Genomic DNA, 19022 nt, shown 5'->3' with positions numbered 1-19022 from the left:
AATGTTGCGGGCGCTCGCCGCTACCCTGTTGCTGCTTGCAGGCACTCCGGCGTTGGCCGGAGAGCCGGTGCGCGATTGTCCGCTGGCGAGAGCGCCACTCGGCGTGGATTCGCCGCTTTCGGATGTGCTGATGCATCCCGATGGCCCGGCGGCGCTGGAAGCGGCCGCGCCCGATCTCGTCCCCGGCTTCACTCGCAACTTCGGCGGCGGCGGCCTGCCTCCGGGCTTTGCCAATATCCTCAGCGTGGGCTCGCTCCTCGAAGTGCGCGCCGATGGCGCCGCCCTGCGCCCCGCCCTTGCGGCAAGGCTGGCCGCGCTGCCCATCGACGATGCGTTCACCGTGGCCCGCTGCGCCCGATATGACCATGATCGCCCGGCCCTGCCCCTCGCAGATCGCCGCCCGCAAGTGCTGGTGTTCGAGAAGATCAACGGCTTCCGTGATAACCCTTCCGTCGATGCCGCGCGTGCGCGCCTCAGCGCCATTGCGGAGGCGCGCGGCTGGCAGATCGTGTTCACGGATCGCGGCGGCGTAATGAACGGCAAAGACCTCGCGCGCTTCGCCGTCGTCATATGGAACAACGTGAGCGGGGATGCCCTCACCCGGCCGCAACGCGCGGCCTTCCGCGCCTATATCGAGCACGGCGGCGGCTATGTCGGCATCCACGGCTCGGGCGGCGATCCGAAGTGGTTCTGGGACTGGTATGCCGATACACTGCTCGGCGCGCGCTTCATCGGCCATCCCGGACGGCCGCAATTCCAGACCGCCACCGTCCACGTGTCCGGCGGACAACACGGCTTCACCGCCGGCGCATGGCCGCTGCTGGAGGAATGGTACTCCTTCGACCGCAATCCGGTGAACGGCGGCGCGGTTGCCGTCGCGACCATCGACGAGAACGATTACCAGCAGATCGGCTACCGCGGCGAAAGCCTCTCGATGGGGTATCACCCCATCGCCTGGCGCAAGGCTATTGGCGCGGGCCGCATGTTCTATACCGCCATCGGCCACCGGCCGGAAAACTACGACGAACCCCATGCAGCCGCGCTGCTGGCCGAAGGCATCGCCTGGGCCATGGGACACAAGGGAACCAAGCTGCATGACTGAACTTGCCCCCATCTCCGCCATCAGCAACGCCCTCGTCGTAGGCGGCGGCATCGGCGGCATGGCAGCCGCCATCGATCTCGCCGCGCGCGGCGTGGCGGTGACGCTGATCGATCTCGATCCCGAATGGCGCGTCTACGGCGCGGGCATCACCATCACTGGCCCCACGCTGCGCGCCTACCAGCGCCTCGGCATGGTCGAGGATATCGCCCGCGAAGGCGCCATTGTCGCGGGCTCCAGCATGTTCCTGTTCAACGGCATGCACCTGCGTGATCTGGAAGAGCCGCCCATCGAAGAAGGCCTCCCCGCCACTGGCGGCATCATGCGCCCGGTGCTCCACCACCTGATGCAGCAGCGCATTACCGCCGCAGGCATTCCGGTTCGCCTCGGCGTGACAGTCGACAGCCTCGCCAATTGCGACGGCGGCGTTGACGTGACGTTCTCGGACGGCACCAGCGGCCGCTACGATCTCGTCATCGGTGCTGACAGTGTTCGCTCGCGCGTGCGCGATCTGGCCTTCCCGCACATGGCAGAAGCCGAGCTGACCGGACAGGGCTGCTGGCGCGTCTCGATGAAGAAGCCGCCGACGCTGGAGCGCGGCGAGATGTTCTTCGGCCACCGCTACATGGTCGGCATCACCCGCTGCGGTGAGGACCGCATCTACCTCTGGCTGCTCACCCCGCACGAAGACACCGGCGAGCGCCTGGAAGGTGAAGCGCTGGTCGCGCAGATGAAGGCCCACCTTGCCGATTTCGGCGGCAATGCGGGCTGGGTGCGCGATACCATGACCGCCGACGACTGGGTCAACTACCGCCCGCTCGCCGCAAAGATCCAGCCTCGCCCATGGTCGGACGGGCGCATCGTGCTGCTTGGCGATGCTGTCCATGCCACCACCCCGCACCTCGCCTCGGGCGCAGGCATCGCCGTCGAAAGCGCGCTCGTGCTGGCTGAAGAACTGGCGCGCGCCGAAAGCGCCGAAGCCGCGCTCATGGCTTACGAAGAACGCCGCTACGAACGCTGCCGCGATGTGGTGGAAACCAGCGTCTCCATCGGCGCCGCGCAGCTCGCCGGCCGTCCGGGCGAGGAAATCGGCGGCATCATGGGCGCCGCGCTGCACCGTCTGGCGGGGCCGTTCTGAGGGGACGAGACCCTGGCCCCCTCACCCGCTCGATTTTGCCGCTCTGGATCCCCGCCTTCGCGGGGATGACGAGAAGTTGAAGAAGCGGACCATGTACAAACCTCGTCATCCCCGCGAAGGCGGGGATCCAGGGCCATCACGCGCAGCCCCGCGACAGGTAGCCAGCCCCCAGCTCAATCCGCGTGGCGCAAGTAAGCGAGCGCCATCTTGGCGATCTCGTCCTTGATGAAGCCCCACAGGTAGGGATCGCTCGATTCCGGCGTCGAACCAAGGCCGAACTGGCGCGCGATCGTGGCAAACACGATCTGGAACACAGCCAGCGCCTTGGCTTCGGGATCGGCGGACTTGATCTCGTCGCGATAGGTCAGGATCGCTGCGATTGACATCTCGGACGAGCGCCGCGCAGTTTCCTTGCCCGGCTCCGACACCGCCGGATCGACCTCGGCGCGCGCCATGATCGTGCGCAGCAGCGGCGCGTGTTCTTCAAGAAACGCGCTGTAGCGAGCGATGTAGAGCGGCAGGAACTCACCCAGGCTCGACGTCTGCGCCAGCACTTCGTCGATGATCACCCGCTCCTTGGCGAGGATTGCGGTCAATTCCTCCGCGATCACCGCATGGAGCAGCCGGTCCTTGCTCTCGAAGCGCAGATAGATCGAGCCGATCGAGACCTGCCCGCGCTCGCTCACATCCTGCAGCGTGAAGCTGTCCCCACCCGTCTCGATCATCAGCGCCTTGGTCGCCTCGATCATGCGTTCGAACGAGGCAAGGCTGCGCCCCTGGCGCGGTTTGCGGCTGAGGGCCTGGAGAGCAAGCGCTTCGGTGTGATGTGTGGCGGTTGACATTGATTTGGTAGACCCTACTAAAACAGGAACGTCAATTCTAATTTGATTCGTCTGAAACGTACCAAACCGGCGTCGAGCCGCAGTCAGGCGAAGGGGGAGAAGTCAGGCTCATGCGATTCTCGGTGTTCCTCAACGCGCGCACGATGCGCCCCGAAGACGACCGGCAGCTGATGAAGGATCTCGAGACCCACGCGCTTCGCGCCGGCGATCTCGGCTTCTCGGCGATCTTCCTCCCCGATCACCACTTCAACGGCTACATGCCGGTCGCCAGCGACAGCTTCATCTTTGCGGCCTATCTCGCCGCCAAGATGCCGGACATGCATTTCGGCTTCTCGGTCGTCTCGGTGCCGCTCCACCATCCTGTGCGCTTTGCCGAGCGGATCAACATCCTCGACCAGCTGACGGACGGAAAGCTGCTCGTCGGCATCGGCAGCGGCACGACGCCGGAAGAAATGATCGGCTTCGGTGTGAACTACAAGGACGCTGGCGCCATCGCGGAGCGCAACCTCGAACTTGCCGAGGCGCTCTGGGCCAAGACGATGACCGACCCCGCTATCGAGATCGACAACGGCCCGCATCAGGGCCGCGTGCTGCAGCGCATTGCGCCGGCCGCCTATACGCCCGGTCATGCGCGGCTGATGCCGGTGGCGATGAAGGAAGCCAGCGCCCGCCGCGCCGCGACGCACGGCTGGCCCGCCTTCATCCCCGCCTTCACACCGCCCAGGATCGGCGGCACCGAGCCGTTCGTCCACGTCAAGAAGTTCTTCGACATCTACCACGGCATGCTGACGTCTGCCGGCCACCCGGCCGAAACTGTTGCCAGCGCGCTCGACTGGACCACGCACACCTACCAGTGCGTCCATGTCGCGGAGAGCGACGATCAGGCGCGCGAAGAGCTTGAGGTTATCCTGCGCGCCTATCAGGCCGCCGTCGAGCGCGAGGCGGAGTTCAACGCCCGCGCGGAAAGTACCGACGCGAACAAGAAGACCGACAGCACGCCCAATGCACTGACCGAGGACTGGATCGGCACATGGTGCCTTTACGGTTCGCCCGAGACGGTGATCGAACACCTTGAGCCTTACAAGCAGCTCGGCATCGGCAATGTGCTGTGCGGCACGACCACCGGCCCGCTGACCGAGGAGCGCCTCCGGCTTGGCAACCAGACGCTGGACCTGCTTTCGCGCGAGGTCATGCCGGCATTGGCATGATCTATTCACCGATTAGATTATCCATCAATCTCGTGAATAGATATCGATGAAAACATACTATTTCACTTAATGGACCCGATCAGGCAGGAAAATCGCCGTGAGAAGCCCGGTTCGGACCTTTTCGGCCAGAGCGGCATGATGGGTCCGCCGGGAAGACAATCAGAAAGTCAGAGCCTGCAATTCCGGCGCTGACGCAAACTTGCAAACCAGACACTCCGGCTCAAGCGGGGTGCATAACGGGAGGGATCATGCGCACCACCATCCAAGGGTTCAGCCTGCTCGCCAGCAGCGCGATCATCGCCATGGCCGCGCCCGCGCACGCCCAGCAGGCGGCTCCGCAGGCGGACACCGACGCAAGCGCGACCGAGATCGTCGTCACCGCGCAGAACCGCACCCAGAACGTCAACGACGTTCCCATCGCGATCAACGTGATCAGCGGTGAAGAGCTCAAGAAGGCGGGCTTCTCCGATCTCAACGACATCGACAAGATCGCTCCCGTGGTCCAGCTCAACCAGGATCAGGGCACGGTCAAGATCTCGGTGCGCGGCATCGGCACGACCTCGAACGATGAGGCGCAGGACACTTCGGTCGTCATCAACATCGATGGTGAATACCTCAACCGCCCCAACGTCATGGGCATGTCGCTGTTCGACATGGACCGCGTCGAAGTGCTGCGCGGGCCGCAGGGCACGCTCTATGGCCGCAACTCGACCGGCGGCGCGATCAACTTCATCACCCGCAAGCCGGGCCAGACCCTCGCCTTTGACGGCTCGGCCAGCTACGGCAATTACAACGCGGTGCGCGCCGATGCCGGCGTCGATGTGCCTGTCGGCCAGAACGCTGCGGTGCGCTTTGCCGGCTTCTACGAGGACCGCGACGGCTATGTTGCCAGCCCGGCGGGCGGCGGCTTCTTCGTGTTCCCCGCGTACAAGGCGTTCCGTTCGGACGACAACCATGCCTATGGCGGCCGCGTCTCGCTGCGGTGGGATCCGACCGATGCGCTGTCGATCAACCTTGCCGGTGAATACGCCAACCGCAGCTTCACCCCGCAGGCCTATGCCTCGACCGATCTCAACTCGCCCGGCAACGGGCCCACGGGTCCGGGCTGCAATGCGAGCGGCTTCGTGCAGGTTGCACCCAAGTATGTCGGTGAGACGCTTTGCATCCCGGCGAACACGAATTACCTCGGCAAGATCAACCGCGCCAACTTCGCCGCACCGTTCTTTGGCCAAAGCCACGTGGCGGCCGATACCTGGGCGATCCGCGGCCGCATCGCCTACAAGTTCGGCCCCGAGGCGACGCTGACCTATACCGGCGGCTACCGCAAATACAGCGGCGACCCGACCACCCACCTCTCGCTGCCCGAGACCTACCAGAGCTTCAACTTCCTCGATGAAGCCGCGACCCAGAGCCACGAACTGCGCGTCAACGGCGTGATCGGCGGCGTAACCTATCAGATCGGCGGATTCTACTTCAAGGAGAAGCTCGACCGCGAGAACGGCTTCTTCGTCGCCCCGATCGGCATTCCGGCACCGCTGCCCACTGGCTCGTACCTCACCTATTTCGGCCGCAACATCAGCAGCGAAAGCAAGTCGGTGTTCGGCCAGGTCGAAGTGCCGCTGGGCAAGACGCTGACGGCTGTCGGCGGCCTGCGCTACACTGACAACAGCCGTTCGGCGACGTACCTCAACGCGACGCCGTTCGATCCGGACCCGTCGCCGCCGAACCTGCCGCCGGACGCCTTCCTCACCCCGCCGGGCACGCCGACCACCGATTTCCTGTTCAACTCCGGACCGGGCCGCAAGAACATCCTCAAGCTGCTCTATCTCCAGACCATCCCGCTCAAGAGCTCGGAAAACAAGGTCACGTGGCTCGCCGGGCTGAACTATCAGCCTAATCGCGACACGCTGATCTATGCCAAGGCATCGACCGGCTTCAAGGGCGGCGGCTTCGACTCGGTCGGTACCTACAAGCCTGAAACCAACACCGCCTACGAAGCCGGCTGGAAACAGACCTTTGGCGATCACCGCCAGCACCAGTTCAATCTCGGCGCCTTCTACTACAACTACAAGGACCTGCAGGTTTCGGTGCTGCTCGATACCACCAAGGGCGGGCAGACCTTCAACGCGGGCAAGGCAACGATCTGGGGTATCGAAGCGGCGGCCAATATCGGCCTCGATGACGACACCCACTTCAACGCCTCGGTCAACTACCTCAATGCCCGGTATGACGAGTTGCTCGCGCAGTTCAACGTCTTCCAGGCACCGGGTGGCGGCTTCGACCGCAACGGCATCGGCGACCTCGATCCGTCGACGGCGGCTATCGAGCAGCCTAACTTCGCGGGCAACCGCCCGCCGTTCTCGCCGCGCTTCATCATCACGGCCGGGCTCGATCACGTGTTCCATCTCGGCTCGGCGGGAACGCTGACCGCGCGGGCGGACTCAACGTTCAAGTCCGCGTACTTCCTCGATTTCTACAACTACCGTGATGGCACGCAGACGGCCTATACCCAGACCAACCTGAGCCTCGAATACGCACCCGAGAACAAGCAATTCACGCTCTCGGCCTATGTGAAGAACCTCGAAAACACGCGTCCGCTCACCTACGGCAGCTTCACCTCTGCTGGCGCAGACGATATCTACAACTGGCAGTTCGGCTCGCCCCGCCTCTACGGTGTGCGGCTCGGCGTGAAGTTCTGATCTGATCCGATGACCCATGAGGGGGCGGTTGGCGACCGCCCCCGAAAACCGGCAGCCAGCCGTTCGAGAACGAACACCGGACACGCCCGGTCCCGCCGCAGCGCCCGCCGTACCCGGCGTCACCCGCAGCGATATTTGCATCGCTCCGCGCCGCTTAATTGAGCGATCAATGCGCCTGACGCGGTGAGCGAAACCGCCCGCGCCAATATTCGCATCACCGGTTTCCCTATCGCCGGGGGCCTGCCGACGCTGCATGCCGGTGTCATCTGGTTCTGGCCAGTCGACGGCGCATGGCGCAGCCAGCCCGGCGCGATCACCCTTGACTTCGCGTGGGAATTACTAGAATTAGCGTTCTAATATTTTCACAGGGAATCGCAGACAGCCACGCGGCTCCACAGCACAATCAGGGCGGCGCTTTGGCAGCTGCCTCAGGGAGACAGCCACATGCCGATCAAGCGCGGCGTAAGCCTGTACAGCTTTCAGAACGAGACCTTCCAGGGCAAGATGACCCTCGAAGACTGCATCCGCACGTGCGCCGAAATGGGCGCGAACGGGATTGAAGTGATCGGCGAGCAGTCCTTCTGGGGCTGGCCCGAGCAGGAGGTCGATCCGGCCGAGATCGATACCTGGCACCAGCTCATCGCCAAGTACGATTGCGTGCCCGTGAGCCACGATTTCATGGTCGATTACAAGCGCTACAAGGGCCGCGAAATGCCCTTCGACGAGCAAGTCGCCAGCGTCCGCAAGGATATCGAGTTCGGCGCGCGCCTCGGCATGAAGTTCCTCCGCGCGCTCGTCTCGATCGCGCCCGAAGTGCTCGTCGCCGCCGCGCCTTATGCCGAGGAAAAAGGCATCAAGATCCTGATCGAGGTCCACGCCCCGCTGCACTTCGATCATCCGTGGATCATCCGCCACGCCGAAGCCTACGAGAAGTGCGGTTCGCCCGCGCTCGGCTTCCTGCCCGACATGGGCATGTTCCTCCACGCCTTCCCGCCGGTGTGGAAGGAAAAGTTCATGCGCGTCGGCGTGCCGCAGAACATCGCCGACTATATCGAGAAAGCCTATGCCGACCGTGTCCTGTCGGAATACGTCATCCTCGATGTCCAGCAAATGGGCGGCGTCGGGCCCGCCATCGCGATGGCCGAAACGCTCCGCCACAACGCCGCATTCGAGCCGAAGCGCATGCTGGATTACATGCCGCGCATCCACAACATCCACGGCAAGTTCTACGAGATGACCCCGGATGCCAACGGCTCCTTCGTCGAACCCTCGATCCCCTATGACGAGATCGTCGGCGTGCTCAAGCAGGGCGGCTATGACGGCTACATCTGCTCCGAATATGAAGGCAACCGCTGGATCGAGGACGTGATGGAGCCCGACAGCGTCGAGCAAGTCCGCCGCCAGCAGGTCATGCTCGCAAGCCTCCTCGGCGAGCCTGCCCCCCTGCTCCGCGCTGCTGCCTGAAAGGAACTGTTCCAATGATGGACAACAAGATGATCGTCGAGGGCAGCCTTGAGAGCTCCGACAAGGGCTTCGCCTTCTACGGCCGCCTTCCCTATTACCGCGGCCTTGGCCTCTCGATGATCGAGGATATCCAGATCACCGTCGATGGCGAGCCTGTCCCCCGCGCTGACGTCCGTTTCCACGTGCGCGGCAAGACCTACACGCTGGACCAGATGGAAACGGTCTACGACGACCGCTGGAACTTCGGCGAAAAGGCCAAGATCATCGCGCTGAAAGCGGGCGGCCTGACCGCCGGTGATCACAAGATCGAGTTCGCCGTACGCATGCGCGTGTCGTACCTGCCTTTCGTTCCCACCACCAAGGACACCAAGGTCCTGGCGCTCGCAGCCTGACATGACCCGGTTGACGCTCGATCAGGCCGCCCTGCTCACGGCGGGCGCCGCGATGTGGGCCACGCCCGCCGTGCCAGACGCCGGTATCCCGTCGTTCACCATGAGCGACGGGCCGATGGGCATCGCCAGCGGCAAGGTCGACGAGCGCGACATTGCCCGGCTCTCCCCCTGCGCCACGGCGCTCGGGGCGAGCTGGGACGTCGATCTGGCGCGGCGCGTTGGCACGCTGGTCGGGCAGGAAGCGGTCGGGCGCGGCATCGACATAGTGCTCGCCCCCAACATCAACCTCGCGCGCAGCCCGCTTGCTGGCCGCGCGTTCGAGTATTTTTCCGAAGATCCCCTGCTCGCCGGCGTGCTCGGTGCGGCGTGGATCGGCGGCCTGCAGTCCACCGGCACCGGCTCGTGCGCCAAGCACCTCGTCTGCAACGACAGCGAAACCGCGCGCGATACGATGAATGTGCAAGTGGACGAGCGCACCTTGCGCGAGGTCTATCTCCTGCCATTCGAATTTGCCGCCAGTGCGGGCTGCGCCGGGATGCTGGCCGCCTACAACCGCGTCAACGGGCACTATTGCGCCGAACAGCACCACGTGCTCACCCAGGTCGTGAAGGGCGAGTGGGGCTATCCGGGCGTGATCATGTCCGACTGGTTCGGAACCCACAGCACCGCGCCGACGCTGGCCGCCGGGCTCGATCTCGAAATGCCCGGCCCCGCCCGCTTCCTTGGCACCAAGGCCGCCGCTGCCGTTGCCGAAGGCGCTCTGGCGGAGGCCCGCGTGCAGGACGCCGCCATGCGCGTCGCAAACGCCGCCCTCCGCGTCACCGGCACCAAGACTCAGCCGCTGGCCGAAACCGCCATCACCGCGCTGCTCGAAGAAGCTGCCGCAGCCGGCATGGTCCTCCTCAAGAACGAGGGCGCGCTCCTCCCGCTCGATCCGGCCCGCATCGGCACGCTTGCGGTGATCGGCCCCAATGCCGCCGCCCCCTGCTTCCAGGGCGGCACGTTTGCCAAGATCTCGGTCCGCCCGGACCTCGCCTCCCCCATCGACGCCATCCGCGCCCGCTTTGCACCGCACTGCAAGGTGCTGTTCGAACCCGGCGTCGATCCCGCGCCGCGCCTGCCGCTCATGCCGGTCACCCCCGCGCACGACAGCGGCGATGGCTGCGCGCGCGGCATGACGCTAGAATATTTCGCCAGCCCCGATTGCAGCGGCCAGCCGCTCACCCGCGAAACGCGCGATACCAATTCGCTCGTCTGGTTCGCCGGAATGCACGATCAGGCCCCGTTCGCCGTGGGCGGCTCGATCCGCGCCTCGGGCCGCTTTACCGCCGAAAAGGCTGGCATCCACCGCTTCCACCTCGGTGCCACCGGCGTGTCGCGCATGCTGGTCGATGGCCGCGCAGTCCTCACCACCACCGAATGCCCCCCGGGCGATACGATGGGCGTGCTCAAGGCCGGGGACAGCGAGAGCGCCCCGGTCGATCTCGCCGCAGGCCAGACGGTCGATGTCGTGGCCGAATTCACCTTCACCGGCGCGCGCGTCCACGGCCTTTGGTACGGCATCCGCGCCCCCGGCAGCGGCGAGGAACTGCTCGCCGCCGCAGTTGCCGCCGCGCGCGCAGCCGATGCGGTCGTCCTCATCGTCGGCGAAACCTCGGACAGCTCGGTCGAAAGCAAGGACCGGGCGGACACCCACCTCGCCGCGGGCCAGCTCGAGCTCATCGCCCGCGTCACCGCTGCCAATCCCCGTGTCGCCGTCATCACCAATGTCGGCCACGCCTACGACGCTTTGTGGGAAGACAAGGCCGCCGCGCACCTCGCCACCTGGTACCCCGGCGAAGGCTTCGCCGCCGCGCTGGCAGGCGTCCTTGCCGGTGACAGCGAGCCCGGCGGCCGCATGCCCGTCACCATCGCACGTGCCGAGGCCGATTACCCCGCCTTCACGCTCCAGCCAGACGCCGACGGCTCGCTGCCCTACAGCGACCGCACCCGCATCGGCTATCGCGGGATCGCCTCCGCGCGCCACACGCTGGGCGCGGGGCAAGGCTACGCCCGCTTCGCATGGACCGCAGCCGAGGCCACCCCCGGCGGCGTTGCCGTAACCGTGACCAATCTGTCAGACCGCCCCGGCGCAGAGGTCGTGCAGGTCTACCGCGACAGCCCCGAGACGACCCTGATCGGCTTGGCCAAAGTCCACCTCGCACCCGGCGAAGCGCAGCGCGTACAGGTCACCCTGCCCCGCCGCCGCTTCATGGTCTGGGGCGAAAGCGGCTGGGAACTGCTCCCCGCCCCTCACGCCGTGCGCATCGCCCGCCATGCCGAAGATACCGGCCACGCGCTGGAAGTGGACGCCGCAGCCCTCCCCGATACCGGCCCCTGAAACCGCAAAACCCGAAACAGCCCGCTCGCCAACCCCCGCCCATGCTGAGCTTGTCGAAGCACTGTCCTTCTTGTTGCGCCCCTCACGCGCCGCTCAAGGCAAACAACAGCCCTTCGACAAGCTCAGGATGGCCGGGGTAAGGGAGCAGCAGCAGTTCTAAAGCGCCCTGTAGCGGAAATCGCGGAACACCCCCTGTCCATTGCCCGCCGCGTAGAGCGCGGGCCGCAGGCTGGCGAGGTCGTCCATCGTATTGGCGTTGTAGCCCGAGACTTCCGATCGCACCGCATGGCGCGTCCAGTTTGTGCCATCGAGGCTGTAGAAGAACGTCACGATCTGCCGCTCGTTGACGATCCTCAGGTGCAGCAGGCGCCCCGCTGGCGCCGGCTCGCGCCAGTACATCGGCATCCCGCCGCGATAGCTCGTCATGCCAGAGCCGGTGATCCCCATGCCGAGGAACAGCCGCCGGTTGTAGAACAGCAGAAGCCCCGCCTCGCCTTCACCTTCCAGCTCCACCGTCACGCTGATCTCATAGGCCCGGTCGCCGACCATCTGCGTCAACACGCTGCCATCGCCCGGCCCGCTGCCCTTGCCCGGCAGCACCAGCTTGCCGCCGCCCATGGCGATCCGCGCCGCCTCCTCGGGCGATGCGCCATAAGCCGTCCAGCGCGTGCCCAGCGAGGATGATGCAAACGCATCGGAGCGCGCCATTCCGTGCGGCCCGCCAGACCTGCCCCCCGGCATCGGCAGCGCGCACGAAAGATCGCCGCCCAGCGCGCGCGGCCAGCCATCTGCCGTCCACGCAAAGGGTTCAAGCAAAGTCTGCCGCCCCAAAGTGCGGTAGCCGTTCTCGTATCCGTGGTAGACGAAGTACCACTGCCCGCCCGGCCCCTCGACCGCCGTCGCATGCCCGCGCGACCACCAGGCCTCGCTGGCATCCTTCGTGCGGATGATCGGATTGTGCGGACAATGCTCCCACGGCCCATGGACCGACCGCGAACGAGCCGCCGTCACCATATGACCCGTCGGCGGCCCGCTTGTGCCGCCGACCGCAGTGACGAGGTAGAACCACGCGCCCCGCCGCACGAGCTTGGGCCCTTCGAGCGAATAAGCCTCGGTCACCCAGTCGTCCGGGTATTTCCAGCCATCAAAGGCATGAACCGCCGGCCCCGCCGCTGATAGGCCGTCATCCGCCAACGGCACCTGCATCCCGCCCGAAAGGAACAGGTAGCGCCTGCCATCCTCACCCACGATATGGCCCGGATCGATCAGGCCCCGGATGCCCAGATCGATTGGCTCGCTCCACGGGCCCGCGATGGAGTCCGCATGGATCACCCAGATATGCGGCGCATCCTTGACTTTGTCCGACCAAGGCGCGGGGATGAAAGGGATGTAGATGAAATAGCGCCCGCCGTGCTTCACCAGATCGACCGCAAAGCCGATCGCCGCCGGATGCGCCAGCGCCGGGCCAACCGGGACCCAGTTCACCAGATCGCGCGAATGCCAGATCAGCAGGCCCGGCGCCGCATCGAAGCTCGAATGGGTGAGGTAGTAATCGTCACCGTCCTTCAGCACCGAAGGATCGGGATAGTCACCCGCCAGCACCGGATTGCGGTACGTGCCGTTGCCAAGGTCCGCCTTGCGCTGCCCTTCGATCCCGCGTCCCCACTGCGGCGCGGATTTGTCGGTGCGCGCCGCAACCGCCGCCTCGGCGACCACCGGCAAGGCCGCTCCCGAAAGCGTCAGTCCGCCCAGCGCGAGCAGCGAACGCCGATCCACATCGAAACCGCCCATCGACAATTTCTCCCTTTTCGCGCCCTATCAAACGCTTGAAACCCGGCCTCTAACAAATTAGAACGCTAATTACAAATAGACGGGGAGAGACAAGCTTGAGTCGGTTGCGCATGGCCATGATCGGCGGCGGCCCGGGTGCCTTCATCGGCCCCGTGCACCGGATCGCGGCGGAACTGGACCGCGAGATCGAACTCGTCGCCGGGGTCTTCTCGGCCGATCCCGCACGCAGCCGCGCGGGCGGCCTTGCCTATGGCCTCGATCCCGCCCGCGCTTATGGCAGCCTCGCCGAAATGCTCGTCGCCGAACGGGCGCGGCCCGATGGCGCGCAGTTCGTTGCAGTGGTCACGCCCAACCACGATCACCTCCCTTCGGCTCGCGCCGCGCTCGCCGCGGGTTTCCCCGTGATCAGCGACAAGCCGATGACCGCAACCCTCGCCGAAGCGCGCGAGCTGGCCACGCTGGTCGACGCCGCAGGCCTCCCCTTCGCCCTCACTTACACCTATTCCGGCTATCCGCTGGTGCGCGAAGCCCGCGCCCGCATCGCTGCCGGAGCGCTTGGGCCCGTCCGCAAGGTGGTCGCCGAATACCCGCAAGGCTGGCTCGCTGGCCCCGCGAGCGGCAAGCAGGCCGAATGGCGCGTCGATCCCGCGCGGGCCGGTGCAGGCGGCTGCATCGGCGATATCGGCGTCCATGCCTTCCAGCTTGCCGAGTTTGTCACCGGCCTGCGCGTCACCGAACTGCTTGCCGATCTCGGCTCGGTCGTTCCCGGGCGCCAGCTCGATGATGATTGCAGCGTCCTTCTCCGCTTCGAAAACGGCGCGCGCGGCGTGCTGCTCGCGAGCCAGATCGAAGTCGGCGAACTCAACGGCCTGCGCATCCGCGTCTACGGTGAAAAAGGCGGCCTCGTGTGGAAGCAGGAGGAGCCGAATGTGCTGACGCTCCACCACCTCGATGGCCGCTGCGAGCTGATCCGCGCGGGCACCGGCCTGCTCGGGCCAGACGCTGCGCGCCGCACCCGCACGCCCGGCGGCCATCCCGAGGGCTATCTCGAAGCTTTCGCCAATCTTTACCGCGACTTTGCCGAAGTCCTGCGCGGCGGCGATGCTCCGCTTTTGCCCGGCGCCGCCGAGGGCCTGCGCTCGATGGCCTTTATCGACACCGCCGTCCGCGCCAGCGCTACCTGCGCGGGCTGGACCCCGCTCTCCGTCTGAGGAACCGCCCCATGAAGACCATCAAAGGCCCCGGCATCTTCCTCGCCCAGTTCGCAGGCGATGCCGCGCCCTTCAACAGCCTTGAGGCCATCGCTGACTGGGCCGCCAGCCTTGGTTACAAGGGGATCCAGATCCCCAGCTGGGACGCGCGCCTGTTCGATCTGACCAAGGCTGCGCAAAGCCAGACTTATTGCGACGAGATCACCGGCATGCTGGCGGACAAGGGCCTCGCCATCACCGAGCTTTCAACGCACCTGCAAGGCCAGCTCGTCGCCGTCCACCCCGCGTTCGACGCGCAGTTCGATGGCTTCGCTCCGCCCGAAGTGCACGGCAATCCCGCGGCGCGGCAGGAATGGGCGGTGGCCCAGGTCAAGAATGCCGCCGCCGCCAGTCGCCGCCTCGGCCTCACGGCCCACGCCACGTTCTCCGGCGCGCTGGCATGGCCCTATTTCTACCCCTGGCCCGCGCGTCCGGCGGGTCTCGTCGAAGATGCCTTCGCCGAACTCGCCCGCCGCTGGAAGCCGATCCTCGATATGTTCGAGGACAACGGCGTCGATGCCGCCTACGAAATCCACCCCGGCGAGGACCTCCACGACGGTGTCACGTTCGAGCGCTTCCTCGAAGCCGTCGGCAATCATCCGCGCGCCAACATCCTCTACGATCCCAGCCACTTCGTGCTGCAGTGCCTCGATTATCTCCAGTTCATCGATATCTACCATGAGCGGATCAAGTGCTTCCACGTCAAGGACGCCGAGTTCCGCCCCAATGGCCGCTCGGGCGTCTACGGCGGCTATCAGGGCTGGGTGGACCGCCCGGGCCGCTTCCGCTCGCTGGGTGACGGGCAAGTCGATTTCGGCTGCATTTTCAGCAAGATGGCGGCCAATGATTTCGAAGGCTGGGCCGTGCTCGAATGGGAATGCGCGCTCAAGCACCCCGAAGTCGGCGCAGCAGAGGGCGCACCCTTCATCGACCGGCACATCATCAAGGTCACCGACCATGCCTTTGATGATTTTGCTGCCGCCGGTGCCGACCCCGCGCTCAACCGGCGCCTTATGGGGATCGGCGAATGACCGGCTGGAGCAGACGCAGCTTCCTCGGCGCCGCCGCGCTGGTCGCGCTGCAAGGCGCCGTGCCGGGCGGCGCGCAAGTGCTGGCGCGGCTCGATCCGAAGGACGCGCCTTCGCCCCTGCGCCGCAAGCTCATGCGCACGGTTGCCGATCACGTGATCCCGGCCACCGACACCCCCGGCGCGGGCGCCGTCGGTGCGGGCGATTTCGTCCTCGTCGCGCTGGCTCACGGCCTTGAAGGCACGCGCCGCCCGCCTGCCGCCAATCCCGCCTTCGCCCCCTTCCTGCGCGCCGATGGCAGCCTCGATCATGCCGCATGGCTGGAAGGCAAGCTCGGCCCCAAGTGGCTCAAACTGCCCCCGGCCCGCCGCCACGATGCGCTCGCCGCGCTCGATACCGCCGCCTTTGCCAATGATCCGGCCGCCGCCCCATGGCGCGCGATCAAGGGCCTGATCCTCACCGGCTATTACACCAGCGAGATCGGCGGATCGAAGGAACTCAACTACGAACTGGTCCCCGGCCGGTTCGATCCCAAGGTGCCCGTCACGCCCACAACGCGCGCCTATTCCAGCGACTGGACGGCAGTGGATTTCGGCTGATGGATGAGAACATGACATTTGACGCCATCGTCGTCGGCTCCGGGATTACCGGCGGCTGGGCGGCCAAGGAACTCACCGAGGCCGGCCTCAAGGTGCTGCTGCTCGAACGGGGCCGCAAGATCGAACATCAGGTCGATTACGACACCGAACTCAAGGCCCCGTGGGACATGCCCTTCCGCGGTGAAGGCGATGCCGATCTCTACGCCCGCGAGTATGCGGTGCAGAGCCTCAACCGCCACTTCACCGAGTTCACGCAAGGCCACTTCGTGAACGATGCCGAAAACCCGTATCAGACCGGTGCGGATACCGCCTTCACGTGGTTCCGCAGCTACCAGCTCGGCGGGCGTTCGCTCACCTGGGGCCGCCAGTGCTACCGCTGGTCGGACTACGATTTCGGCGCCAACAAGCGCGACGGCCACGGCACCGATTGGCCGATCCGCTACGCCGATCTCGCGCCGTGGTACGACAAGGTCGAGGACTACATCGGCGTTGCGGGCGCGGCGGAAGGCTTGCCGCAGCTGCCCGATGGCCGGTTCCAGCCCCCCTTCGCGCTCAACGTGGTCGAGCAAGCCGCGCGCGAGCGGATCATGGCGACATGGCCCGAACGCCGCCTCACCATCGGCCGCACCGCCAACCTGACGGCAGAAAAGGACGGGCGCGGCCTGTGCCAAAGTCGCTCGATCTGCGCGCGTGGATGTTCCTATGGCGCCTATTTCTCCACCCAATCGAGCACGCTGCCCGCCGCGCAAGCCACCGGCAACCTCACCCTGATCACCGACGCGGCGGTCGAGCACGTCGACTACGATCCCAATACCCGCCGCGTCACCGGGGTGCGCTGGATCGACAGCAAGACCAAGGCCCGACATCAGGCCGGCGCGCGCATGGTGTTCCTCAATGCAGGCGCATTCAATTCGGTCCACCTGCTGCTGAACTCCGCCAGCGAGGCCATGCCGAACGGCCTTGCGAACAGCAGCGGCGTTCTCGGCACCCACATCATGGACCACGCCAATACGCTTTCCGCCGCCGCCATCATGCCCGGCTTCGAGCAGTGGACCAGCTTCGGCAACCGCCCGACCGGCATCGTCATCCCGCGCTATCGCAACATGGAAACGATGGACGGCACCGGCCACACCCGCGGCTACTCGTTCCAGGGCGGCGCGCTCCAATCGACATGGACCGCCGGCAAGCGCGATGCGGGTATCGGCATAGACCTCAAGGACAAGCTGCGCAGGCCCGGCCCGTGGCGCATGGTCCTCGTCGCCTTCGCCGATTGCGTCCCGCGCGCCAGCAACCGCCTCACGCTCGACCGCACCAAGGTCGATGCGAACGGGATCCCGCAGCTGCACATCGATTTCGCCTTCGGTGCAGAGGAAAACGCCGCGCTCGCGCAGGCCAAGGCCGATGCGACCGAAATGCTGACCAAGGCGGGCGGCCACGTGATCATGGGCTTCGATCATCCCGGCCCCGGCGGAACCGCGATCCACGAGATGGGCGGCGCGCGCATGGGCAATGATCCCGCGACTTCCGTGCTCAACAAGTGGAGCCAGTCGCATGACGTGGCCAACCTGTTCGTCACGGACGGCGCGCAGATGGCTTCGTCCGCCTGCCAGAACCCTTCGCTCACCTACATGGCGCTGACGGCCCGAGCCGCCGCCCATGCCGTCTCCCTGCTCAAATCGAGTGCGCTATGACCGCTTATGTGAACAACGTCTGGTACATGGCCGCCTGGGCCGACGAGATCGCCGGAGACGCCCTGTTCTCGCGCACCCTGCTCGGCAAGCCGTGGCTGATCTGGCGCAAGGCCGATGGCAGCTATGCGATGATCGCCGACCGCTGCCCGCACCGCTTTGTGCCGCTCTCGATGGGCAAGCGGGTGGGCGACACCGTCCAGTGCCGCTATCACGGCCTCGGTTTCGACGGCGCGGGCACCTGCGTCCACTCGCCCTTCCCCGGCGATCCGCCCGCGCATGTCAGCGCGCCCGCCATGCCGATTGTGGAGAAGCACCGCGGCCTGTGGTTCTGGCCCGGCGATCCCGCGCTCGCGGACCCAGCCCGGATCCCCGATTTCAGCTTCCTTGAAGCGGATCGCGGGATGCATCGCGGCTGTCTGCGGATCGAGGGCAATTACGAGCTCATCACCGACAACCTGATGGACCTCACCCACGCCGAGTTCCTCCATATCGAGACCTTCGGCGTCAACGGCTCGATCTTCCACGGCGCGCAGACCGTCCGCCAGGACGAGGACGGCGCCATCTGGAACAACTGGGACATGACCGCGGCCGAAGCGCCCGAATGGTCGAAGCCCATGCTGGAGCCGGGCCAGAAGATCGACCAGTGGCTCCACATGCGCTGGCACGCGCCCGCCGCCATGGCGCTCACCGTCGGCCTCGCCAAGGCCGGAACCCAGCGCGCCGATCTCATCGTCCCGCCGATGATAAACCCGCACATCATCACGCCCGAGACCGAGACGTCCTCACACTATTTCTACGATCACGAGGACAACGCTGAGGCCGCCGAAATGGCCCGCCGCGTCTTCGTCGAGGAAGACGAACCGATGATCGAGGCCGCCCAGCGCGCGCTCGGCGCCCAGGATTTCTGGGACGCCCGCCCCGCGATCCTCAAAACCGACGCCGGCGCCATCCGCGCCCGCCGCGCACTGATGCAGCTGCGCAAGGCGGAGGAAGCGGCGCTCTAGCGCATGCTGCATGAAACCTGATGCATCTCCCCAATCCCCCGTCCATGCTGAGCTTGTCGAAGCACTGCACTTCTTTTTGCGGCCGACGCGCATGCTCCAAAGAAAAGCAGTCCTTCGACAAGCTCAGGATAGACGGGTTTGGGTGCGGATGTGGTTCGCATGAATCGCTCGTCGCGCTAGATGCCTGCGCGTCCTGAACCAACGGCGGCTTTCAGAGCCAACACATTGGCTCCGTTATGGCCGGAATGTCGCGGAAAGCGGACGCTATTTTAGATAGGTCGATAAACATGGCACATGTAGGAACAACGAGCGCGTCACTTAGGATTTTCGGCGACAACCTTGATCCTGAAGAGATTTCCTTGGCTCTAGGTGCTGAACCGACAAGATATGCGCGCAAGGGGGTGACGTGCTCCCCTGAAATGTGACCGCTTTTTGGT

General features: G+C 65.8%; 15 protein-coding genes. 13 read left to right on the top strand and 2 right to left on the bottom strand.

Annotation, left to right across the window (positions count from 1 at the left end; genetic code table 11):
- The first annotated feature begins 1 nt into the window (after nucleotide 1).
- Together ACO056_RS11230 and ACO056_RS11225 are read left to right on the top strand one after the other, a co-directional pair.
- Nucleotides 2–1102: a ThuA domain-containing protein gene (locus tag ACO056_RS11230; RefSeq protein ID WP_421855455.1), complete on the top strand. Its 1101-nt coding sequence runs from the start codon at nucleotides 2–4 to the stop codon at nucleotides 1100–1102.
- Nucleotides 1095–2237: an FAD-dependent monooxygenase gene (locus ACO056_RS11225; protein WP_421846722.1), complete on the top strand. Its 1143-nt coding sequence runs from the start codon at nucleotides 1095–1097 to the stop codon at nucleotides 2235–2237. The genes ACO056_RS11230 and ACO056_RS11225 overlap by 8 nt, the downstream gene beginning before the upstream one ends.
- 173 nt (nucleotides 2238–2410) lie before the next feature.
- Here the strand turns inward: ACO056_RS11225 and ACO056_RS11220 are convergent, their stop codons facing one another.
- On the bottom strand, nucleotides 2411–3079 hold the full coding sequence (locus ACO056_RS11220; protein WP_421846720.1) for a TetR/AcrR family transcriptional regulator: 669 nt from the start codon (nucleotides 3077–3079) through the stop codon (nucleotides 2411–2413).
- A 110-nt stretch (nucleotides 3080–3189) separates the two neighbouring features.
- Here ACO056_RS11220 and ACO056_RS11215 point away from each other — a divergent pair, with 110 nt between their 5' ends.
- From ACO056_RS11215 to ACO056_RS11190, 6 genes are all read left to right on the top strand, one after another.
- Complete coding sequence (locus tag ACO056_RS11215; RefSeq protein WP_421846718.1) at nucleotides 3190–4287, top strand: LLM class flavin-dependent oxidoreductase; 1098 nt, start codon at nucleotides 3190–3192, stop codon at nucleotides 4285–4287.
- Between the two features lie 248 nt (nucleotides 4288–4535).
- Entirely contained in the window at nucleotides 4536–6986 is a 2451-nt protein-coding gene (locus tag ACO056_RS11210) for a TonB-dependent receptor (protein WP_421846716.1), read from the top strand.
- A 183-nt stretch (nucleotides 6987–7169) separates the two neighbouring features.
- Entirely contained in the window at nucleotides 7170–7343 is a 174-nt protein-coding gene (locus ACO056_RS11205) for a hypothetical protein (protein WP_421846714.1), read from the top strand.
- Between the two features lie 87 nt (nucleotides 7344–7430).
- A complete protein-coding gene (locus ACO056_RS11200; RefSeq protein WP_421846712.1) occupies nucleotides 7431–8450 on the top strand; it encodes a sugar phosphate isomerase/epimerase family protein in 1020 nt (339 codons plus the stop codon).
- A 14-nt stretch (nucleotides 8451–8464) separates the two neighbouring features.
- Nucleotides 8465–8842 (top strand): C-glycoside deglycosidase beta subunit domain-containing protein, encoded by a 378-nt coding sequence (locus tag ACO056_RS11195; RefSeq protein WP_421846710.1) that lies wholly within the window; start codon nucleotides 8465–8467, stop codon nucleotides 8840–8842.
- A 1-nt stretch (nucleotide 8843) separates the two neighbouring features.
- Nucleotides 8844–11222: a glycoside hydrolase family 3 C-terminal domain-containing protein gene (locus ACO056_RS11190; RefSeq protein WP_421846708.1), complete on the top strand. Its 2379-nt coding sequence runs from the start codon at nucleotides 8844–8846 to the stop codon at nucleotides 11220–11222.
- A gap of 156 nt (nucleotides 11223–11378) precedes the next feature.
- On the opposite strand, the gene ACO056_RS11185 is transcribed toward ACO056_RS11190, so the two are convergent.
- Nucleotides 11379–13013 carry a family 43 glycosylhydrolase gene (locus tag ACO056_RS11185; RefSeq protein WP_421846706.1) on the bottom strand — a complete coding sequence of 545 codons (1635 nt, stop codon included), beginning with the start codon at nucleotides 13011–13013 and terminating at the stop codon, nucleotides 11379–11381.
- A 95-nt stretch (nucleotides 13014–13108) separates the two neighbouring features.
- Here ACO056_RS11185 and ACO056_RS11180 point away from each other — a divergent pair, with 95 nt between their 5' ends.
- From ACO056_RS11180 to ACO056_RS11160, 5 genes are read left to right on the top strand one after another with little or no spacing between them, the layout of a single operon-like run.
- On the top strand, nucleotides 13109–14224 hold the full coding sequence (locus ACO056_RS11180; protein ID WP_421846704.1) for a Gfo/Idh/MocA family protein: 1116 nt from the start codon (nucleotides 13109–13111) through the stop codon (nucleotides 14222–14224).
- A gap of 11 nt (nucleotides 14225–14235) precedes the next feature.
- Nucleotides 14236–15294 (top strand): sugar phosphate isomerase/epimerase family protein, encoded by a 1059-nt coding sequence (locus ACO056_RS11175; protein ID WP_421846702.1) that lies wholly within the window; start codon nucleotides 14236–14238, stop codon nucleotides 15292–15294.
- Complete coding sequence (locus tag ACO056_RS11170; protein WP_421846700.1) at nucleotides 15291–15890, top strand: gluconate 2-dehydrogenase subunit 3 family protein; 600 nt, start codon at nucleotides 15291–15293, stop codon at nucleotides 15888–15890. Before ACO056_RS11175 ends, ACO056_RS11170 begins: the two co-directional genes overlap by 4 nt.
- A gap of 11 nt (nucleotides 15891–15901) precedes the next feature.
- The gene (locus tag ACO056_RS11165) at nucleotides 15902–17581 is read left to right on the top strand and encodes a GMC oxidoreductase (protein WP_421846698.1); all 1680 of its coding nucleotides are present in this window, start codon (nucleotides 15902–15904) and stop codon (nucleotides 17579–17581) included.
- Nucleotides 17578–18585, top strand: coding sequence for a Rieske 2Fe-2S domain-containing protein (locus tag ACO056_RS11160; RefSeq protein WP_421846696.1), 1008 nt, complete (start codon nucleotides 17578–17580; stop codon nucleotides 18583–18585). The genes ACO056_RS11165 and ACO056_RS11160 overlap by 4 nt, the downstream gene beginning before the upstream one ends.
- Nucleotides 18586–19022 lie beyond the last annotated feature (437 nt).

Origin of the sequence: Novosphingobium sp., from assembly GCF_965228995.1 — a bacterium.
Taxonomy (GTDB): domain Bacteria; phylum Pseudomonadota; class Alphaproteobacteria; order Sphingomonadales; family Sphingomonadaceae; genus Novosphingobium.
The sequence above is the reverse complement of the archived record's forward strand: the minus strand, read 5'-3'. Positions and strand labels throughout refer to the sequence as shown.

Coding starts and splice junctions, on each gene's coding strand:
- ACO056_RS11185 (WP_421846706.1), bottom strand. CDS start 13,013: ATGGGCGGTTTCGATGTGGATCGGCGTTCGCTGCTCGCGCTGGGCGGA.
- ACO056_RS11210 (WP_421846716.1), top strand. CDS start 4,536: ATGCGCACCACCATCCAAGGGTTCAGCCTGCTCGCCAGCAGCGCGATC.
- ACO056_RS11225 (WP_421846722.1), top strand. CDS start 1,095: ATGACTGAACTTGCCCCCATCTCCGCCATCAGCAACGCCCTCGTCGTA.
- ACO056_RS11190 (WP_421846708.1), top strand. CDS start 8,844: ATGACCCGGTTGACGCTCGATCAGGCCGCCCTGCTCACGGCGGGCGCC.
- ACO056_RS11165 (WP_421846698.1), top strand. CDS start 15,902: ATGACATTTGACGCCATCGTCGTCGGCTCCGGGATTACCGGCGGCTGG.
- ACO056_RS11170 (WP_421846700.1), top strand. CDS start 15,291: ATGACCGGCTGGAGCAGACGCAGCTTCCTCGGCGCCGCCGCGCTGGTC.
- ACO056_RS11160 (WP_421846696.1), top strand. CDS start 17,578: ATGACCGCTTATGTGAACAACGTCTGGTACATGGCCGCCTGGGCCGAC.
- ACO056_RS11230 (WP_421855455.1), top strand. CDS start 2: ATGTTGCGGGCGCTCGCCGCTACCCTGTTGCTGCTTGCAGGCACTCCG.
- ACO056_RS11220 (WP_421846720.1), bottom strand. CDS start 3,079: ATGTCAACCGCCACACATCACACCGAAGCGCTTGCTCTCCAGGCCCTC.
- ACO056_RS11195 (WP_421846710.1), top strand. CDS start 8,465: ATGATGGACAACAAGATGATCGTCGAGGGCAGCCTTGAGAGCTCCGAC.
- ACO056_RS11215 (WP_421846718.1), top strand. CDS start 3,190: ATGCGATTCTCGGTGTTCCTCAACGCGCGCACGATGCGCCCCGAAGAC.
- ACO056_RS11175 (WP_421846702.1), top strand. CDS start 14,236: ATGAAGACCATCAAAGGCCCCGGCATCTTCCTCGCCCAGTTCGCAGGC.
- ACO056_RS11200 (WP_421846712.1), top strand. CDS start 7,431: ATGCCGATCAAGCGCGGCGTAAGCCTGTACAGCTTTCAGAACGAGACC.